The 14,772-nt window shown below is 32.2% G+C and carries 11 protein-coding genes, 1 other RNA gene and 1 riboswitch; of the genes, 11 read left to right on the top strand and 1 reads right to left on the bottom strand.

Features of this window, described 5'->3' with window-relative positions:
- The first annotated feature begins 54 nt into the window (after positions 1 to 54).
- Both CRO00_RS10435 and CRO00_RS10440 read left to right on the top strand, forming a co-directional pair.
- The gene (locus CRO00_RS10435; protein ID WP_202615654.1) at positions 55 to 909 is read left to right on the top strand and encodes a ParA family protein; all 855 of its coding nucleotides are present in this window, start codon (positions 55 to 57) and stop codon (positions 907 to 909) included.
- Complete coding sequence (locus CRO00_RS10440) at positions 906 to 1,268, top strand: hypothetical protein (RefSeq protein ID WP_097073614.1); 363 nt, start codon at positions 906 to 908, stop codon at positions 1,266 to 1,268. The genes CRO00_RS10435 and CRO00_RS10440 overlap by 4 nt, the downstream gene beginning before the upstream one ends.
- 33 nt (positions 1,269 to 1,301) lie before the next feature.
- Here the strand turns inward: CRO00_RS10440 and CRO00_RS10445 are convergent, their stop codons facing one another.
- The gene (locus tag CRO00_RS10445; RefSeq protein WP_097073615.1) at positions 1,302 to 2,312 is read right to left on the bottom strand and encodes an alpha/beta fold hydrolase; all 1,011 of its coding nucleotides are present in this window, start codon (positions 2,310 to 2,312) and stop codon (positions 1,302 to 1,304) included.
- Between the two features lie 172 nt (positions 2,313 to 2,484).
- Here CRO00_RS10445 and CRO00_RS10450 point away from each other — a divergent pair, with 172 nt between their 5' ends.
- The 9 genes from CRO00_RS10450 to CRO00_RS10485 all read left to right on the top strand — a co-directional run bounded on the left by CRO00_RS10450 (position 2,485) and on the right by CRO00_RS10485 (position 14,742).
- Positions 2,485 to 2,706, top strand: a complete 222-nt coding sequence (locus CRO00_RS10450; RefSeq protein WP_097073616.1) for a hypothetical protein — start codon at positions 2,485 to 2,487, stop codon at positions 2,704 to 2,706.
- A gap of 604 nt (positions 2,707 to 3,310) precedes the next feature.
- On the top strand, positions 3,311 to 4,624 hold the full coding sequence (locus tag CRO00_RS10455; RefSeq protein ID WP_097073617.1) for a GHKL domain-containing protein: 1,314 nt from the start codon (positions 3,311 to 3,313) through the stop codon (positions 4,622 to 4,624).
- Between the two features lie 93 nt (positions 4,625 to 4,717).
- On the top strand, positions 4,718 to 4,858 hold the full coding sequence (locus tag CRO00_RS20135) for a hypothetical protein (protein WP_161946659.1): 141 nt from the start codon (positions 4,718 to 4,720) through the stop codon (positions 4,856 to 4,858).
- A 59-nt stretch (positions 4,859 to 4,917) separates the two neighbouring features.
- Positions 4,918 to 5,110: non-coding RNA, 6S RNA (gene ssrS / locus CRO00_RS10460), on the top strand.
- 149 nt (positions 5,111 to 5,259) lie between these two features.
- Positions 5,260 to 6,834, top strand: coding sequence for a sensor domain-containing diguanylate cyclase (locus tag CRO00_RS10465; RefSeq protein ID WP_097073618.1), 1,575 nt, complete (start codon positions 5,260 to 5,262; stop codon positions 6,832 to 6,834).
- Between the two features lie 123 nt (positions 6,835 to 6,957).
- Positions 6,958 to 8,373: a protease complex subunit PrcB family protein gene (locus tag CRO00_RS10470; RefSeq protein WP_097073619.1), complete on the top strand. Its 1,416-nt coding sequence runs from the start codon at positions 6,958 to 6,960 to the stop codon at positions 8,371 to 8,373.
- A 265-nt stretch (positions 8,374 to 8,638) separates the two neighbouring features.
- Positions 8,639 to 8,722: riboswitch (cyclic di-GMP riboswitch) on the top strand.
- A 71-nt stretch (positions 8,723 to 8,793) separates the two neighbouring features.
- The gene (locus tag CRO00_RS10475) at positions 8,794 to 9,567 is read left to right on the top strand and encodes a glycosyltransferase (RefSeq protein ID WP_097073620.1); all 774 of its coding nucleotides are present in this window, start codon (positions 8,794 to 8,796) and stop codon (positions 9,565 to 9,567) included.
- Positions 9,568 to 9,605: 38 nt separating this feature from the next.
- Positions 9,606 to 10,355, top strand: a complete 750-nt coding sequence (locus tag CRO00_RS10480; RefSeq protein ID WP_097073621.1) for a class I SAM-dependent methyltransferase — start codon at positions 9,606 to 9,608, stop codon at positions 10,353 to 10,355.
- 970 nt (positions 10,356 to 11,325) lie between these two features.
- Positions 11,326 to 14,742, top strand: a complete 3,417-nt coding sequence (locus CRO00_RS10485; RefSeq protein WP_141396958.1) for a polysaccharide biosynthesis protein — start codon at positions 11,326 to 11,328, stop codon at positions 14,740 to 14,742.
- Positions 14,743 to 14,772: the final 30 nt, after the last annotated feature.

Genomic DNA, 14,772 nt, shown 5'->3' on the forward strand with positions numbered 1-14,772 from the left:
AATCTATCATAAATTGTAAATAAACTGGTTATCGAGAAAGGGGCGAGCGAACTATTGGCTATTGTTATTTCTACGATTAACTTAAAGGGCGGTGTGGCAAAAACAACAACAACTGTAGGCCTTGCAGAAATGTTAACATCAGAATTCAAGAAAAAAGTATTAGTAATTGACCTAGATCCACAAACTAATGCTACATTAATGCTGATTGGTGAATACAGATGGAAAGATTTAAATGATGATGGATATACGATTGCAACACTTTTTGAAGAAGCATTAGATCCCGATGAAATAAAATTTATTTTAGAAAAAACAATCCAAAAAAATGTCTCAAACATTTCCGCAGTTAAAAACTTAGATTTATTACCATCAAGTTTAGACTTAATGGATGTCCAGGATCGGCTTGCAAAAATGTCGACAGGGCCATTCCATGTAACCAATCCAATTGATATCCTAAAAAAGGCCATCCGTCCAATAAAGTATCATTACGATTATATTTTAATTGATTGTCCCCCAAACCTTGGAATCATTACTCTAAACGGCTTAAGAATCGCAAATGGATATATCATCCCAACCGTACCTGATATCCTCTCTACATACGGCATCCCTCAAATTGTTAACCGAGTAAAAGAATTTGCAAAAAACATGGATATAAAAGTAGAAACATTAGGAATTGTAGTAACAAAATATAAGGAAAATTCAAAAATTCATAAAAATACATTAGAGACATTAAAAAAAGGAACCGATGCACCATTATTTAAATCAATCTTTAAAGAGAATAATCAAATGGCAAATGCAGCGGACTTCACCAATCTCTATAGTACCTTTAAACAAAAGTGGGGTTATGATAGCCAATCTCAAGCCTTTTATGATTTAGCGAAACAAATTGTTGAAAGGTATGAAAGAAAGTGAATATCGAAGGGAAAATAAAAAATTTATTTCAAGTTATAATCGATGAAACAAAAAATAATAATGATTTCGCGGAAAAAATATCCTGTGTTTTTACTGAATCAAAACCGGTGCAAGTACACAAAAATAAGAGGAAACCAGCTCTTTTTCATCCTATAATAATATTGGATGAAAAAGGAGAAGAAGCATTGTTACATTCTCTTAATAAGCTGGATATTGACCAACTAAAAGACATAGTAGCAGAATATGGCATGGACCCGGCAAAAAAGGTAATGAGGTGGAAGAAGAAAGAAAAATTTGTAGCCCATATCATAGAAGTTTCTCACAATCGTTTGAAAAAAGGGAATGCTTTTCGAGAATAATGATAAAGGTTCAATTTGGGCTACTTTTACAACCTAAGAAACAAGGTCGATTAAAAATTGTTCTATTTTCCGAGCATCTTCTAGGTGAAACATATGGGATGAATTCTCAAACCATATTAATTTCTTTCCAGAAGGTGCTTTTAAGTTATTATAGAATCGGACAACCTGAGATCCATCAACATGGGCGTCGTGGCTACCATGTAAAAAATAGACAGGGATTTCTATATCGGAAATTTGGTGCAAATCAATTTTTGCAAAGTCCTCAATTAGTTCTTGTGTATAAGTAAGCTTGTAGGCACTATAGAATGTATGAAAAATATCTAAGATACTATATTCAGAGGAAGTGAAAAATAGTTTCAAACCGCCAACCATACCGGAGTGTTTTACAGTATCACTTTCATAAACCATAGATTTGTATTTAGTAAGGGGACTTCGAAATGAGATCCACTGTTTTACACTTTTTGTATAAGGTGGTAAACCTAGTTCTTCAAGCTTTTTAAGTGTTTTCTTATCCTTAGCTTGTTCGGCCTTTGTTTTTAGCCATTGATAGCAAAGTTGGTCGTTTTCTACCCAGTTGAGTAGTTGAGATATCCCTATATACGCATGAAGTTTTTCCGAATATCTTGAAGAAAATAATAAACCAATAAAAGAACCCCAAGAATGTCCAGCGAGGTATATCTTATCTTGAGAAAAACGTTGCCTTAATAAATCTACTAATTCATTGCAATCACTAATATATTGTTCTACACGTATTGTATTTTGCAAAATGGAGCGGTGATAAGATTTCCCTGCACCACGTTGATCCCAAAAGACAACAACATACTGCTTTACCAATTCCTTTGTAGTTGTAGCTATATTATAATCTTGCCCCCGTGACACTACTCCTGGGATAGCCATACATGGACCGCCATGAATAAATAATAAGATAGGTTTCGATGTATCATAACCTTGTATTAAAATTGCTTGATCAACGCCACCTAACCTTACCTTCTCAACTGAATCAATCCCACTTGCAGGAATGACAAAATCTCTTTTTTTATTCATAATTATTAACCTCCTATTACTAGAGTATATTGGAATATTTTACATAATAAAACAAGTCACCTTAAGTAATTTGAAGTTTGGGTAAATAAAATCACCTTTTTGGGACAAACTATTTTACGAAAAGCAGATACTGTTTCTGTATTTTCATTTCAAATCAATGAGGAGGATAGCTATGTCAAATATTGAAGCGAACAATAATTGTAATTCCAAAGCAAATGGAAATGTTTGTGGTGCAAATAAGATTCAATTAAATAAGAATCAGCAAGCCAAAAACAACAATGAGGAGTTTGCTTCTGAATTCCATACAGAAAACAATCGGCGGCATCAAGCAGCTATCGATCGAGATTCGTTCGAACAGGAAAGACCTGTAAGTGAACGAACTGCATGGAACTAAACTGTTTGGTAGCTATACAAAACATTGATCTGAGGGCTAAAGAGGAAACTCTTTAGTCTTTTTTATTGTGGCATTTATAAAGCACATTTGGAGACAAAAACCAAGTTAGTTGGGTTTGAAATGGTATTCATAAAGCGGATGAAGACAAAAATTTAATGTGAGTTCGGTTCAAAATGGTATTCATAAAAAGGATAAAAACCCTAAAGTACGGTAGCGTCGTGTAAATCCACAATAAACAAATATAAACTGTACAAGGAATAAGCTCAAATTCAACCAATCTATGTGTATGAATATTGGAAAATACTTCAAAATAATTATTTGAAAGTAAAATGAAGAAGTTGGGTCTTCAAATTTTTTATTTAGAGCTATATAAAAGCTTATTTTAAGAACTTCCTAAAATTCAGGAAGATAGGGATAGTCCACAACCTATTGACAATATATCAACAATTCCTAAAATTAGAAGTACCTTCAACAACTCCTTTAACTCATCTTCTTTAATTATGAAAACTCGTGAATGTGTCCAAACCACTAGACAATAATAAATGTATGCTTAATAATGATTTTACTACGGTGTATTAAATAACGTAAGGGAAATTGTGGGTTCATGAAATATAGCAAAAGCAAAGTTATTTTAATATTATCTACTGTTCTATTACTTGTATTTACAAGTCTTAGTTTTATTGCAATTAACTTAAGGCTGAAAATGACAGTAGAAGAATCAATTGTCAATCATAATTTAGAAGTGGCTAAGGGACTTGTAAACGATTTAGACATTGAAACGTATAAAAAGTTTTTAATTAGTAGAGAGCAAAACGAACAATACTGGAAAATTCGAGAACAGTTAAATGAGTTTAGGGAACAGTTAGGGGCATTATATGTATATACATTGGACATAGATAATCCTGAAGTTTCGAAATCCCTAATTGTTGGTATGCCTAGAAGTTATGATAATTTTAAAATAGGTGAACAATGTACCGTACCAAAAAAGTATGTTGAAAGAGCCTTTTTTTATAATGAACCGTATGTGACGGAAGAAATCCAAGATCCTAAATATGGTACATATATGTCAGTAGGGGTTCCGATTAAAGAGAAGTCTGGAAATGTAATTGGTTATTTGGGAATGGATATTAGTTCTTCGGCAATTCACGATATAGAGGAATCGGTAATTAAAGATAATGTAGTCATCTTTATATTCATTGGGCTGTTTATCATAATGATTATAGTGTCGTTTTTACTTTTACAAAGATGGTATCAAAAAGAAGTAGCAAAAGAAGTTGGACACGCTGAAAATACATATCAATCCGAGTTAAGAACCCTTATTGCATCCGTATCTTCATTCCGGCATGACTATATAAATCATATCCAAGTTATTCAAGGGTTACTTCAAATTGGTGCGCAAGAAAAAGCGTTAGAATATGTCACATCCCTTAATAAAGAAGTACAAATGATTAATAAACTGAAGTTAACTATTGAACATCCTGGATTAGCTATTTTGTTGCAAACTAAAAAATTGGCGGCTGAAAATTATCAAATCATCATGGATTTGGATATAACTCAAAATACTTATAGCTATATAAAGTCCATTGATTTGATTAAAATTTTATCTAACCTTATTGATAACGCAATTGATGCAACGATGGAGCTTCCTGAAAGTAATCGGAAAATAGAAGTCAACTGTATTGCAACGGATACAAAATACATTTTTCAAGTTACCAATCCAAGCTCAAAAAAAGTTGAAACTGACCTTATTTTTAAGCAAGGTTATACAACGAAAAATAGTAACGACAGTAAAGTAAGAGGGCAAGGATTATTTATCGTTAAAGAAATTGTTAATAAATATAAAGGCATCATTTCCCTTGTTTCAACTAACGATCAGAAGGTGATCGCAAGAGTTGAAATCCCTATTAAGCTAAAGTAAGGCTCTCAAAAAATGAAATCCACAATACACACTTATAATTTTTACCCAACCAGCTAAAGATAAGGTAAAACTTTTTGAAACGAGTGTGTATAAATGAAAAGATGTATATCAGTAGTATTTGGATTATTGAGCCTTCTTTTGGTAATGACTGCTTGTACCGATAATGGAGATGAAACACCGGTAGAGGCGAATTCAACAGACCCCGCAATTAATGAAATGTTGCATAAGGTATAGCGAATAGCACAAGTTAAAATATAGACTTGATTTTTATATTAATAAGTAGTAATATAATATTAAAGCTGCGTTGTACGTAACATATTAAGTTTTAACCTTTAAGCTGTAAAAGGGAGTTTTAGATTGAAGGTGGAATGGCGAGCGTCACACAATTTGGTGAATGACGATATACAGGAAATCTTTTGCGAACACCCACTTTGAGGAGTGGTGGTTTAAAACTTTCTATAATAAATACGGCAAAGCGGCTTGCTAAATTTTACAAGTCTAAAAATAAATGGGGCATTCAGAACTAGAATCTGAATGCCTTTAATTATATCTCTTTAAGTGAAGTGCCAAGATTGCTTGTTTGATGTTATATTAAATAGAATGTAGTTCAAAAAAATATAAGATTGGTATTTTTTATGAGAAATCGAAAATATAAACTTACTACCTTGTTGACAGGGCTTATTTTAACTTCTGTATTGTTAATTACGGTATTTTTACTGTTCGCTTCGTATCAATTTGAGAAGAAATCCTTAACTGAAACCTATCTGACACTTAATTATTCAAAGTCCGAAAAAATTAGTCAATCTGTTAACTCGTTATCAAAATCAATGAGGTCTAGTCTGCAAGAAATAACGAAATTTCTCTCTGAAAATCCTGAAATGACTAGTCGAGAAATTCAAGAACATTTAGAACTTTTGAAGAATAATAATAGATATTTTAATTCTCTAACTTGGATTGATGAAACAGGATTAGTTCGCAATATTGCTCCTGTTAATGTGGGGATACAAGGAGATTACGTAACTGGGGTTATTAAAGAGGCTGTCGATTCAAAAAAGCCAATGTTAACACCGCCATTTTCTGGGCTAACTGGACGCATTATTGTTTTAATGAGTGAACCTTTTTATGATGCTAAAGGAAATTATAGAGGAATTATCGGGGGCTCAATATTCTTACAAGAACAAAATGTTTTAAATGAAATTTTAGGGAACGACATTGTTGATCAAAATGGTTCTTATTATTATGTAGTTGGACCAGATGGAAAGTTATTATTTCATCCTAATCTAAACCGTATTGGGGACCGTGTAAAAGGTAATCAGGTCATTTCGAAACTTATACAGGGGCAAAGTGGAATGGAAAGAGTGGTAAATACAAAAGGTGTTCCAATGTTAGCGGCATATAGTTATATTCCTGAAATTGGTTGGGGAGTTGTTCAACAGACACCCGTTTCCTATGTTGAAGAACTGTTAAAAAAACATATTCAAAAATTACTTGCTACCATATTTTTACCTTTTCTAATTTTACTTTTTCTTTCGATAAGTTTTGCTCGAAAGCTTGCAAAACCTTTTATTGATTTAGCTGATGTTGTTAATCAATTTGGTTCGGATAAGCCAATTCAACCACCTAAATTTCAATCCCATTGGAACCGTGAAGCAGACCTATTAACGAAGAGTCTTATTATCGCCATTAGTGCGGTAGAAAAAAACAAAAACAAACTTGTTGAAGAGGCGATGACGGATTCACTAACACATTTACCTAATCGGAGAAAATTAACGGAAGTTGTGAATAAGCTTTCAAAAGATAAACAACAATTCTCTTTAATTGTATTAGATATTGATCATTTCAAATCAATTAACGATACTTATGGCCATCAAATTGGGGATGAAGTTTTAAAATTCATGGCAGAAACTGTACAATCAGTTATTAGCCAAAAAGATGTTTTTTTCCGCTATGGAGGAGAAGAATTTATTCTAGTACTTCCACATTTAAATTCAAATGAAGCGTATCTTATAGCGGAAACTATTCGAACTACAATCGCGAATAAAATTAGTCCTATGGGGAAACCAATTACTGTTTCCCTCGGCATATCAGAATTTCCATCTCATACCGAGTCTTTGAAAGATTTGTTTTTATTTGCTGACAAAGCTTTGTATGAATCGAAATCTAAAGGCAGAAATTTTGTAACCATTTGGCAAGGTAATACGTCTAAGTAAATGGTAAATCTATTAACCGATTCCAATCTCAGGAGTCGGTTTTTTATTGTTTGCTGTAAAAAATTGCAAACTATAGTAGATAGTGATATTTAGTAATTAACAAATCAAAAAGGGGAAAGAGTTATGGGAAAGTCGAAATTTATCTTAGCTTCTTTATTTGCTGTAAGTGTAATTACACCGATAGGCACTGCAAATGCAAATGAAGTTCGTCCAGTAGAAGGGGTTACTAGTGTACAAAACTCATTTTTACACTTTACAGAAGTTGATTTAAAATCGTTAACAGATGAAGAAAAAAGTTTTGTAGAAGAAGCCAAAAAAAGAAAGCCGGGCTTATATAGTCAAGGAAATTTATATGTGATTACGCTTGGTGAAAAGCCAACAACAGGTTATAGTTTAAAATTCGTGGAAAGCAAAACAAATTTTGAAAAGGAACAAATCTTCGTAAAAATGACAAGTCCGGCTTCAGGGACATTTGTTGGTGATGCAATAACATATCCATATATCGTCGGAAAGTTAGAGTTACCAAGCAAATATATGTCCATTGAAGTTATAGATGTAGACACTGGCAAATCCGCCTTTTTAGATAAGCAGGACATATTTGAATCTGTACACATTCATAAAGATTGGACGATACGTTTTAATACGCAAATAAATGAGAATACAGTTACTCCTGAGAACATTTACATTTATGAAAAAGCAAACGGAAAAGAGAAAAGTAAATTTCCAGCTAAGCTATCATTATTGAGTGATGGAAAAACGGTAAAAGTGACTCCGCTAACAAGTTATAAATATAGCAACAACTATACAATATTCATCTCGAAGGAAGTCTCATCGACAAAAAATGTAAAAATGAAAAATGATAAAGAAGTATCATTTTCTACAATGAAAGAGCCGGAAGTCGTTCCTGTGGATCCATCGAAACAAATAACTTTCTCTTATAAATTTATAGGAGGAGCAGAAGGATGGGAGGGGGCTTTCTCAGATTATGAAGAAGATATGGACATTAAAGCGACATTTGAACATAAATTCTTACCATCAGAAGTAGGTAAAAGTTTAGAAGGTTTATATTTGAGTAGTTCGAATCGCAGTGATGACGTTTTTATGTATATTAAGAAAAAGTTAAGCACTGAAGATGGGATAAAGCCGAACACAACATATCAAGTAAATTTAGCATTTGATTTAGTAACAAATATTGGGCCGGATTTAGATATTGGTGCTGGTGGATCCCCAGGTGGAAGTGTTTTTGTGAAAGCCGGTGCTACAGCAGTGGAACCAAAGCCAATACTAGAAAAAAATTATTATCGAACAAATATTGATCATGGCGACCAATCAGAAGGTGGCACAGATGCTGAAGTAATCGGCAATATTACGAAAACATCAGAAGGTGACCTTTATGAAATAAAACCTTTTGAACATAAAGTTGAAGTCACAACAGATGAAAACGGTGAGCTTTGGCTAGTGATCGGTACAGATTCTGGTTTTGAAGGTATAACAAGCCTTTATTATACTAATATTCACGCTACAATAACTGAAAAATAATACTACTACAAAAGATGACTTTGGCAACATGCCGAGGTCTTTTTTTTGTTAACAATCATAGAAAATAGAGAATGTTTTAGAACTGAAGTGATGAGAAGAAAGGTGAAATTTTACGGAAAATTTATAAAAAGTTTACAAAAAATTTAAAATATATATATCGTAATCTACAGTAACATCTGCTAAAATAATATTAATTAGTTTACAAAATAATCCAATTTTTTTAATATAAACACTATTTTTATAGTGTTATAAAACTTTAAATTAATATCTTCGTGGAGGCTATGAAGATAAGTCGGTAATTGGGCACTTAGACTTATTGGAGCTAATAGTGCAACCGGCCACGCTTTTTAATTTTTGACCTTGTCATGAATTGAGAAGCGTGTTTTTTTTGTAAAAGTTCAAGTAAAGGAGGCAATTAATATGGACTATAGTGTTGTCATTCCATGTTGTAACGAAGAATGGGTAATTGAAAAAACCGTTGAACGCTTTCAACAACTTTTCAATCATACGTCATTTGAAATAATCCTTACCATCGAACAGAGCGACTCTATGACAATTGAAGTAGCTAAACAGTTAAAGAAGAAATATCAAAATGTACGATTGTTAGAAAACAACGCAAAGCATGGAAAAGGCTACAGTGTCCGAAGAGGAGTATTAAGCAGCCAGGGGGACTATGTTTTAGTTATGGATGCAGATATGCCTGTTCAAATTGAAAAGTACTTTCCAATCATGAATAAGTTAATAGAAGATCCAAGTGTAGCTGCTATATATGTAACAGCTTTAGGTGATAAAACAAACGGAGCAAAACGTGGAAGATTAAGAGCGGAGGCATCTTTTTGGTTGTTTTTCTTAAGAAGACTATTTTTAAAACATAACATTACCGACACACAAATGGGTTGCAAATTATATAGAGGGAATATTGCAAGAACCTTTTACAAATATCTCAATGAGAAGGGCTTCTTATTCGAACTGCATATTACAGATTTAATCCTAAATGCTGGCTATAGTATTGAAGAATGCTCCGTAAGAATTGAGGAATTCTCTGAAAAAAGTTCCATACGTTTCTCCTCTTTAATAAAAAGTTTCGGTGAGTTTTTCTTTTATATCTTGAGGGGAAGAAAGGTGTTACTTAAAAAATCGTTCACTTCCCGTCAAATATTTAAGAGTGATGCTAATACGATGGACATGCATTAACAAATTTTTTTAAATAGTAACAAAAATGGGGGAGTAATGTGGAAAGTGTTGATTTTTATGATGCTAAGCATAATAAAGCAATAGAGAGAGGCTTTTTTCCAAGAGAGAATATTGCTTTGGAAGAGATAGAAAAGTATATACCTCAAAATTTATCTGATTTCAGTATATTAGATTTAGGTTGTGGGGAAGGTTTAGTTTTATCTTATTTATCTAATCAATATAACCACAATTCGTTGAGACTTCATGGATTGGATTATTCAGAACACCAACTAGAATTTGCAAGGAAAAGAGTACCCAATGTGACGTTTAATCAAGCAGATTTCAGTAAAGGTATACCATACGAAAACGACTCCTTTGATTTAATATACTCGGGAGAAGTGATTGAACATCTCTATGATCCAGATTTTTTTGTACAAGAAATATATAGAGTATTAAAAAGGGGAGGTGTTTTAGTTATAACTACTCCTAACTTATGTAGTTGGATATCAAGGTTATTTTTCTGTATGGGAATATACCCAATTTTTTATGAATCATCTACCAAAAATGCAAAGTATGGATTTAAATTTTTGAAAAATATCAAACAGCAGAGTATACCTGTAGGCCATATTCGGTTAATGAATTTAGATGCTTTAGAATCTTTACTCAAAGAACAAGGCTTTTTCGTTCAGAAAAAACAAGGTTTTGCTTTCCATGGTTTTTCGGGTTTAATTGCTTCGGTGGACAAATTAATGATTAACATTCCCTCGTTATCATCAGGATTTGTGGTAACCGCTATTAAGAATACATAAGTAACACTATTAGAAAGAGAGGTGTTATTATATTTTCAGCAACTTGGTAAAGACAGATAAGATGGCTCGTAGTCTTTGTATTGCTTTCCTTATTGGAATCGTTTTGTTTCTTTCAAGGGAAATGATCTTTTCAAGAAAATATATTGTTTTTAGTGATTTAGATTTTGGTTATTATGATTCTTTGTACATCGAACGGATATTAGGTCTATTTAATGAAAATTTTTCATCAATGAACTTTTTTAACTTATCCAGACTAGTATTTGTATACCCATTACATTTGATTTCGAGTTTCTTTGATGATTCTGTTCCGCAACTCATTTTAAAGCTTATTATAGGAACTATTTTGCTACTTTCCAGTATAGGTGCCTATAAGCTAATTGAGTATTTGCTTTTGGGACATTTTAACAGTTTCCCTTCTCGCCTTCACTACGTTGGAATAATTATTCCCGCCCTTTTTTATACTTTAAATCCATGGGTGATTATTAGGATTCAACATATTTTCTTGCTAGTAGGTTATGCATGCTTTCCTTGGATCATCTTATATTTTTTGCGGTTGTTTCCAATATACGTAGTTTCTAAAGAGAGTTCGAAAAGATTAACATGGGATGATTATTCAGCATCTATTAAAATAAGTTTTTTTGTTTGCTTAGGATCTGCTGCAATCCATTATTTTTTCTATTATGTAATAGCTCTTGGTATTATTTTTATATTTATCTTATTAAAGAATATTAGGTTGTCTAGACCTTCAATAAAAAATTTACTGTTAATTACAATAAAGAAGGTATTCCTTTTAATAGGATGCATTACCCTATTTAATGCATATTGGATTTTAACTTATATAAATTCTATGTTTATAACATCTGTAGAACCTTCAAATGTAAATGTTGTAGATACACTACAAATGTTTTCTAGGTTCAGTTCAATTCCAAATGTTTTATATCTGATTTCATATTGGTGGCCGATGTTTGAGGTGAATAGGTACCTTAATTGGTCATTTTGGGTTGGCGGCGGAGTTTTTTTGGCTCTTATTATTTATATTATTTCCTTTAGATATGGATGGCACTTTTATATTAGGCTTTTTACATGGTTGACCATTTTTATTACTGTACTTTCTCTAGGTGTTAATACTGCTATAATAAGTGACTTTAATGTATTTGTCGTAACGAAAGTTCCAATCATTGGGCATATATTTAGGGATCCAAATAAACTAATTGGTCCAATGGCTTTATTCTATTCAATTCTAATTGGGTTTGGAGTAGACCGAATTCTCTTTTCATTACGTACTTTTGGATTTCCAAGGATTATACAAATGATATCAATCTTTATTTTATTGACAGCACTATATTTTTATTTTAAACCTTTCTCAGAAGTTTTTATAAATCATTATTATGATACAGTGCGAGTACCTGATGAGTATGAGGAAGTGCAAAAGCATTATTTAGATGAGGGAAAAATCTTATGGACTCCATCTATGGAACATATGTTGTTACCAAATGGAATATCTAGTTTCGAATGGAATGATATAAATAATAATGAACTAATAAAGGCTAGTAGTGATTTTCATCTGTATTCAAGTAAAAAACCGACAATATTTCAAAATGAAAATAATCATGGGATGGTAAGATATGTATCCTCCTACATTCAACATATTTTAGATAATGGAACTGCCCAACATTTAGGTGAAACCATTTCCTGGATGGGATTTAATGAAGTAGGTTATCATGGCGATGTTTTCGGCCATAAAGAAAGACAAGATTTCAATAAAAAAGTGATTGAAGAACAGCATGATTTAGAAAAACACTACGAAAATGATGTTTTTTCTTTATATAAAACTGGGGCAAATGATAGCAATGTACACGGTGTAAATAAATTTGTCTATTCCACTAAGCCATTACCAAATGTTTCATCCTTATTAGATTATAAAGGAGATTTGAATATATCAAGCAATGACACAGGTTTGTTTTGGGCACAATTACAAAAACAGCAGCCACCATTAAATCAAAATACATTGCTGGTAGGAGATTCTTATTTGGATTTTTTAATACCTTTTTTAGCTGAAAAGTATTCGTATTATCCCTTCGATTTTATTAACACAGGAAATCCCTATAAAGGGTGGGGGAAAACGCGTGTACAAGAAGCAGATTGGGTCTGGGCTTTAAAGATGAATCAACTGAATAATAATTGGGATTACGACTACGGAAAAGGGCTTATTTATACGTATGCCCCTTTTAAGTTAAATATCGAGCCACACAAAGTATCATCTTATAAAGGGAAAGCAATTATTACAATGGATGATGTTCTGAATGGTTTTTTTGAACCAGAAAATGAAGAGGTTTTTAGGCTTACTCCATTTCTACAAAATAATACTAGTAGCACGGTATTAGAGGGCTTTGTACAAACAAAAGATGTGAACGGTAAACTATGGAATGTTGCTAAATCCAAACTTATAAACTTAGAACAAAAAGAATTATCTAAATTTCTTAGAGTCCGAGTAAAAATGTCGGGGGTAAATGCTGGTTCGGTTCATTTTAAAGTACGGTTTTTTGATAAAAAATCGGAAGAAATACAAGTAGGATTTGTTTCTTCAAGTAACGTACTTTCAGAGTATAATCAGTCGGAATTTTTTAACGATTTTGTTATACCAATGGAAGCTAAGTATTTTAGAATTGACATTTTATCAAATCAATATGAAGCAAACCCTACATATCTTTGGATTCATGATTTCGAGATATCAAACTTATCAAATATAGGGGTTCAAAATGAGTTTATTTTACCAATAAGGAAAGATAAAGAGGATACATACCGTGTTCTTGTTAGAATGTTTCATTCAAAAGTAGGAGGAACAACGACTTTTTCATCTGGATCAAATTTTACTGAAATAAATACAAAACAAGAGAACAATAAGTTTGTTTGGACAGATTTAGGTGAAATGCCCATTGAAAATGGAAAGTTAAAAATAATTCCTAGCGATGGATTAACTGCAATCAACGCAGTTGTTGCCATTCCCTCGTCTGAATTTGAACAAGTTAGGGAAATTGCTGAAAATCATTTAAATGGAGTTCAAATGGATACTTCCTTAATTAGACAGGATTACGTTGTTCAAGATGAAATCGATACGTCGAGTGTCAAAGATTATTATTCTACACCAGCAAGTATTGGGGATAATGTATTTCCAGTTTTACATGGGAAAGTGACGAAAAACCTTGAAGTAATCTCTAATCAAACATTTATTCCTTCAATAATAGGTAACATTAAAGATGGACATTTTGTGAAATATAAAATTTTACAAGATGGGAAGACAATTTATGAAGATAGTAATTTTGCAAAGAAAAAATTAGAACGCAACTTTCAAAACTACGATGGAGAAATTAATAATACCCCAAATCGGTATTTTTTATCTTTAAGTTTGAGAAAAGATAATAAATGGAGAATGGAACGTTATGATTTTAAACCTGTCTCACTTAAAAAAGGTAAGTATAAAATTGAAATTATAGCCCATTCAAATATATCTAATTTACTAGATAAAAATAATGTACATTTATTAACCTACAAAGAGATAATTGTTCCTCAAGAAATGAAGGGTTCAGATGAACAAGCAATACGTTTCGCTAATTTTGGATACGAGCAGGGGAACATAAGTATAGAGAAAATACAAAAAAACAATAGCATTAAATTGAAAAACGGACCTACAAGAAGTGAACAGTGGATTATTTATACAACAGACCCAGTAAGGGTAAATGAAGGGGAACGCTACCTCTTCGATTTTGATCTTACTCATTCTGGAATTTCTATGTTACATGGTAAATTGCAGTGGCTTAACAATTCAAAGGAACTATATAAATCTACGGTTTTAGAAGGTTCTTCTACACATATGAAATCTGTAATTAAAATAGAGAAAGATGGTTATATACAACCTACTTTTTTATTTAAAGGAAAACAAAAAGAAGAAGGAACATTCGTGCTAAAACATGCAAAAATGTATCCAATAGATAATCTGATTAAATTAGAAAGTTCTCACTTGCTTCCTGAAAATAGTTTGAAGGACATTACGGACGGTAAGCTTGAGGAAAAAAACGGTCATATATTATCGAGTGGCTATGACTATCTAATTCATAATGAAGCTTATCAGGGGGTATGGAGATTATATGGTAACGAAGTAGAAAGCCCATTTATTATAAATTTCTTTCATAATGGGTTCTATATTGGGGACCAGAGTACTCTATATAAAGGAAGTATCCAATTATCAACTATCTTAAGAATTCCATACTTCATAGGGATTGTTCTTTTAGTGCTTGCGTTCATATTTTTATTGTTCATTCTCTTCTTAGAAAGTAGATTTTCCCGTAAAAAACGTAAAAAACAAAGAGTGTTATTAAATAGGGATTAATGCTAATAACTATAATTTGGAAAGAAGGTC

The sequence above is a fragment of the Ureibacillus xyleni genome (assembly GCF_900217795.1).
Lineage (GTDB): Bacteria > Bacillota > Bacilli > Bacillales_A > Planococcaceae > Ureibacillus > Ureibacillus xyleni.

Coding starts and splice junctions, on each gene's coding strand:
- CRO00_RS10445 (WP_097073615.1), bottom strand. CDS start 2,312: ATGAATAAAAAAAGAGATTTTGTCATTCCTGCAAGTGGGATTGATTCA.
- CRO00_RS10450 (WP_097073616.1), top strand. CDS start 2,485: ATGTCAAATATTGAAGCGAACAATAATTGTAATTCCAAAGCAAATGGA.
- CRO00_RS10455 (WP_097073617.1), top strand. CDS start 3,311: ATGAAATATAGCAAAAGCAAAGTTATTTTAATATTATCTACTGTTCTA.
- CRO00_RS20135 (WP_161946659.1), top strand. CDS start 4,718: ATGAAAAGATGTATATCAGTAGTATTTGGATTATTGAGCCTTCTTTTG.
- CRO00_RS10465 (WP_097073618.1), top strand. CDS start 5,260: ATGAGAAATCGAAAATATAAACTTACTACCTTGTTGACAGGGCTTATT.
- CRO00_RS10470 (WP_097073619.1), top strand. CDS start 6,958: ATGGGAAAGTCGAAATTTATCTTAGCTTCTTTATTTGCTGTAAGTGTA.
- CRO00_RS10475 (WP_097073620.1), top strand. CDS start 8,794: ATGGACTATAGTGTTGTCATTCCATGTTGTAACGAAGAATGGGTAATT.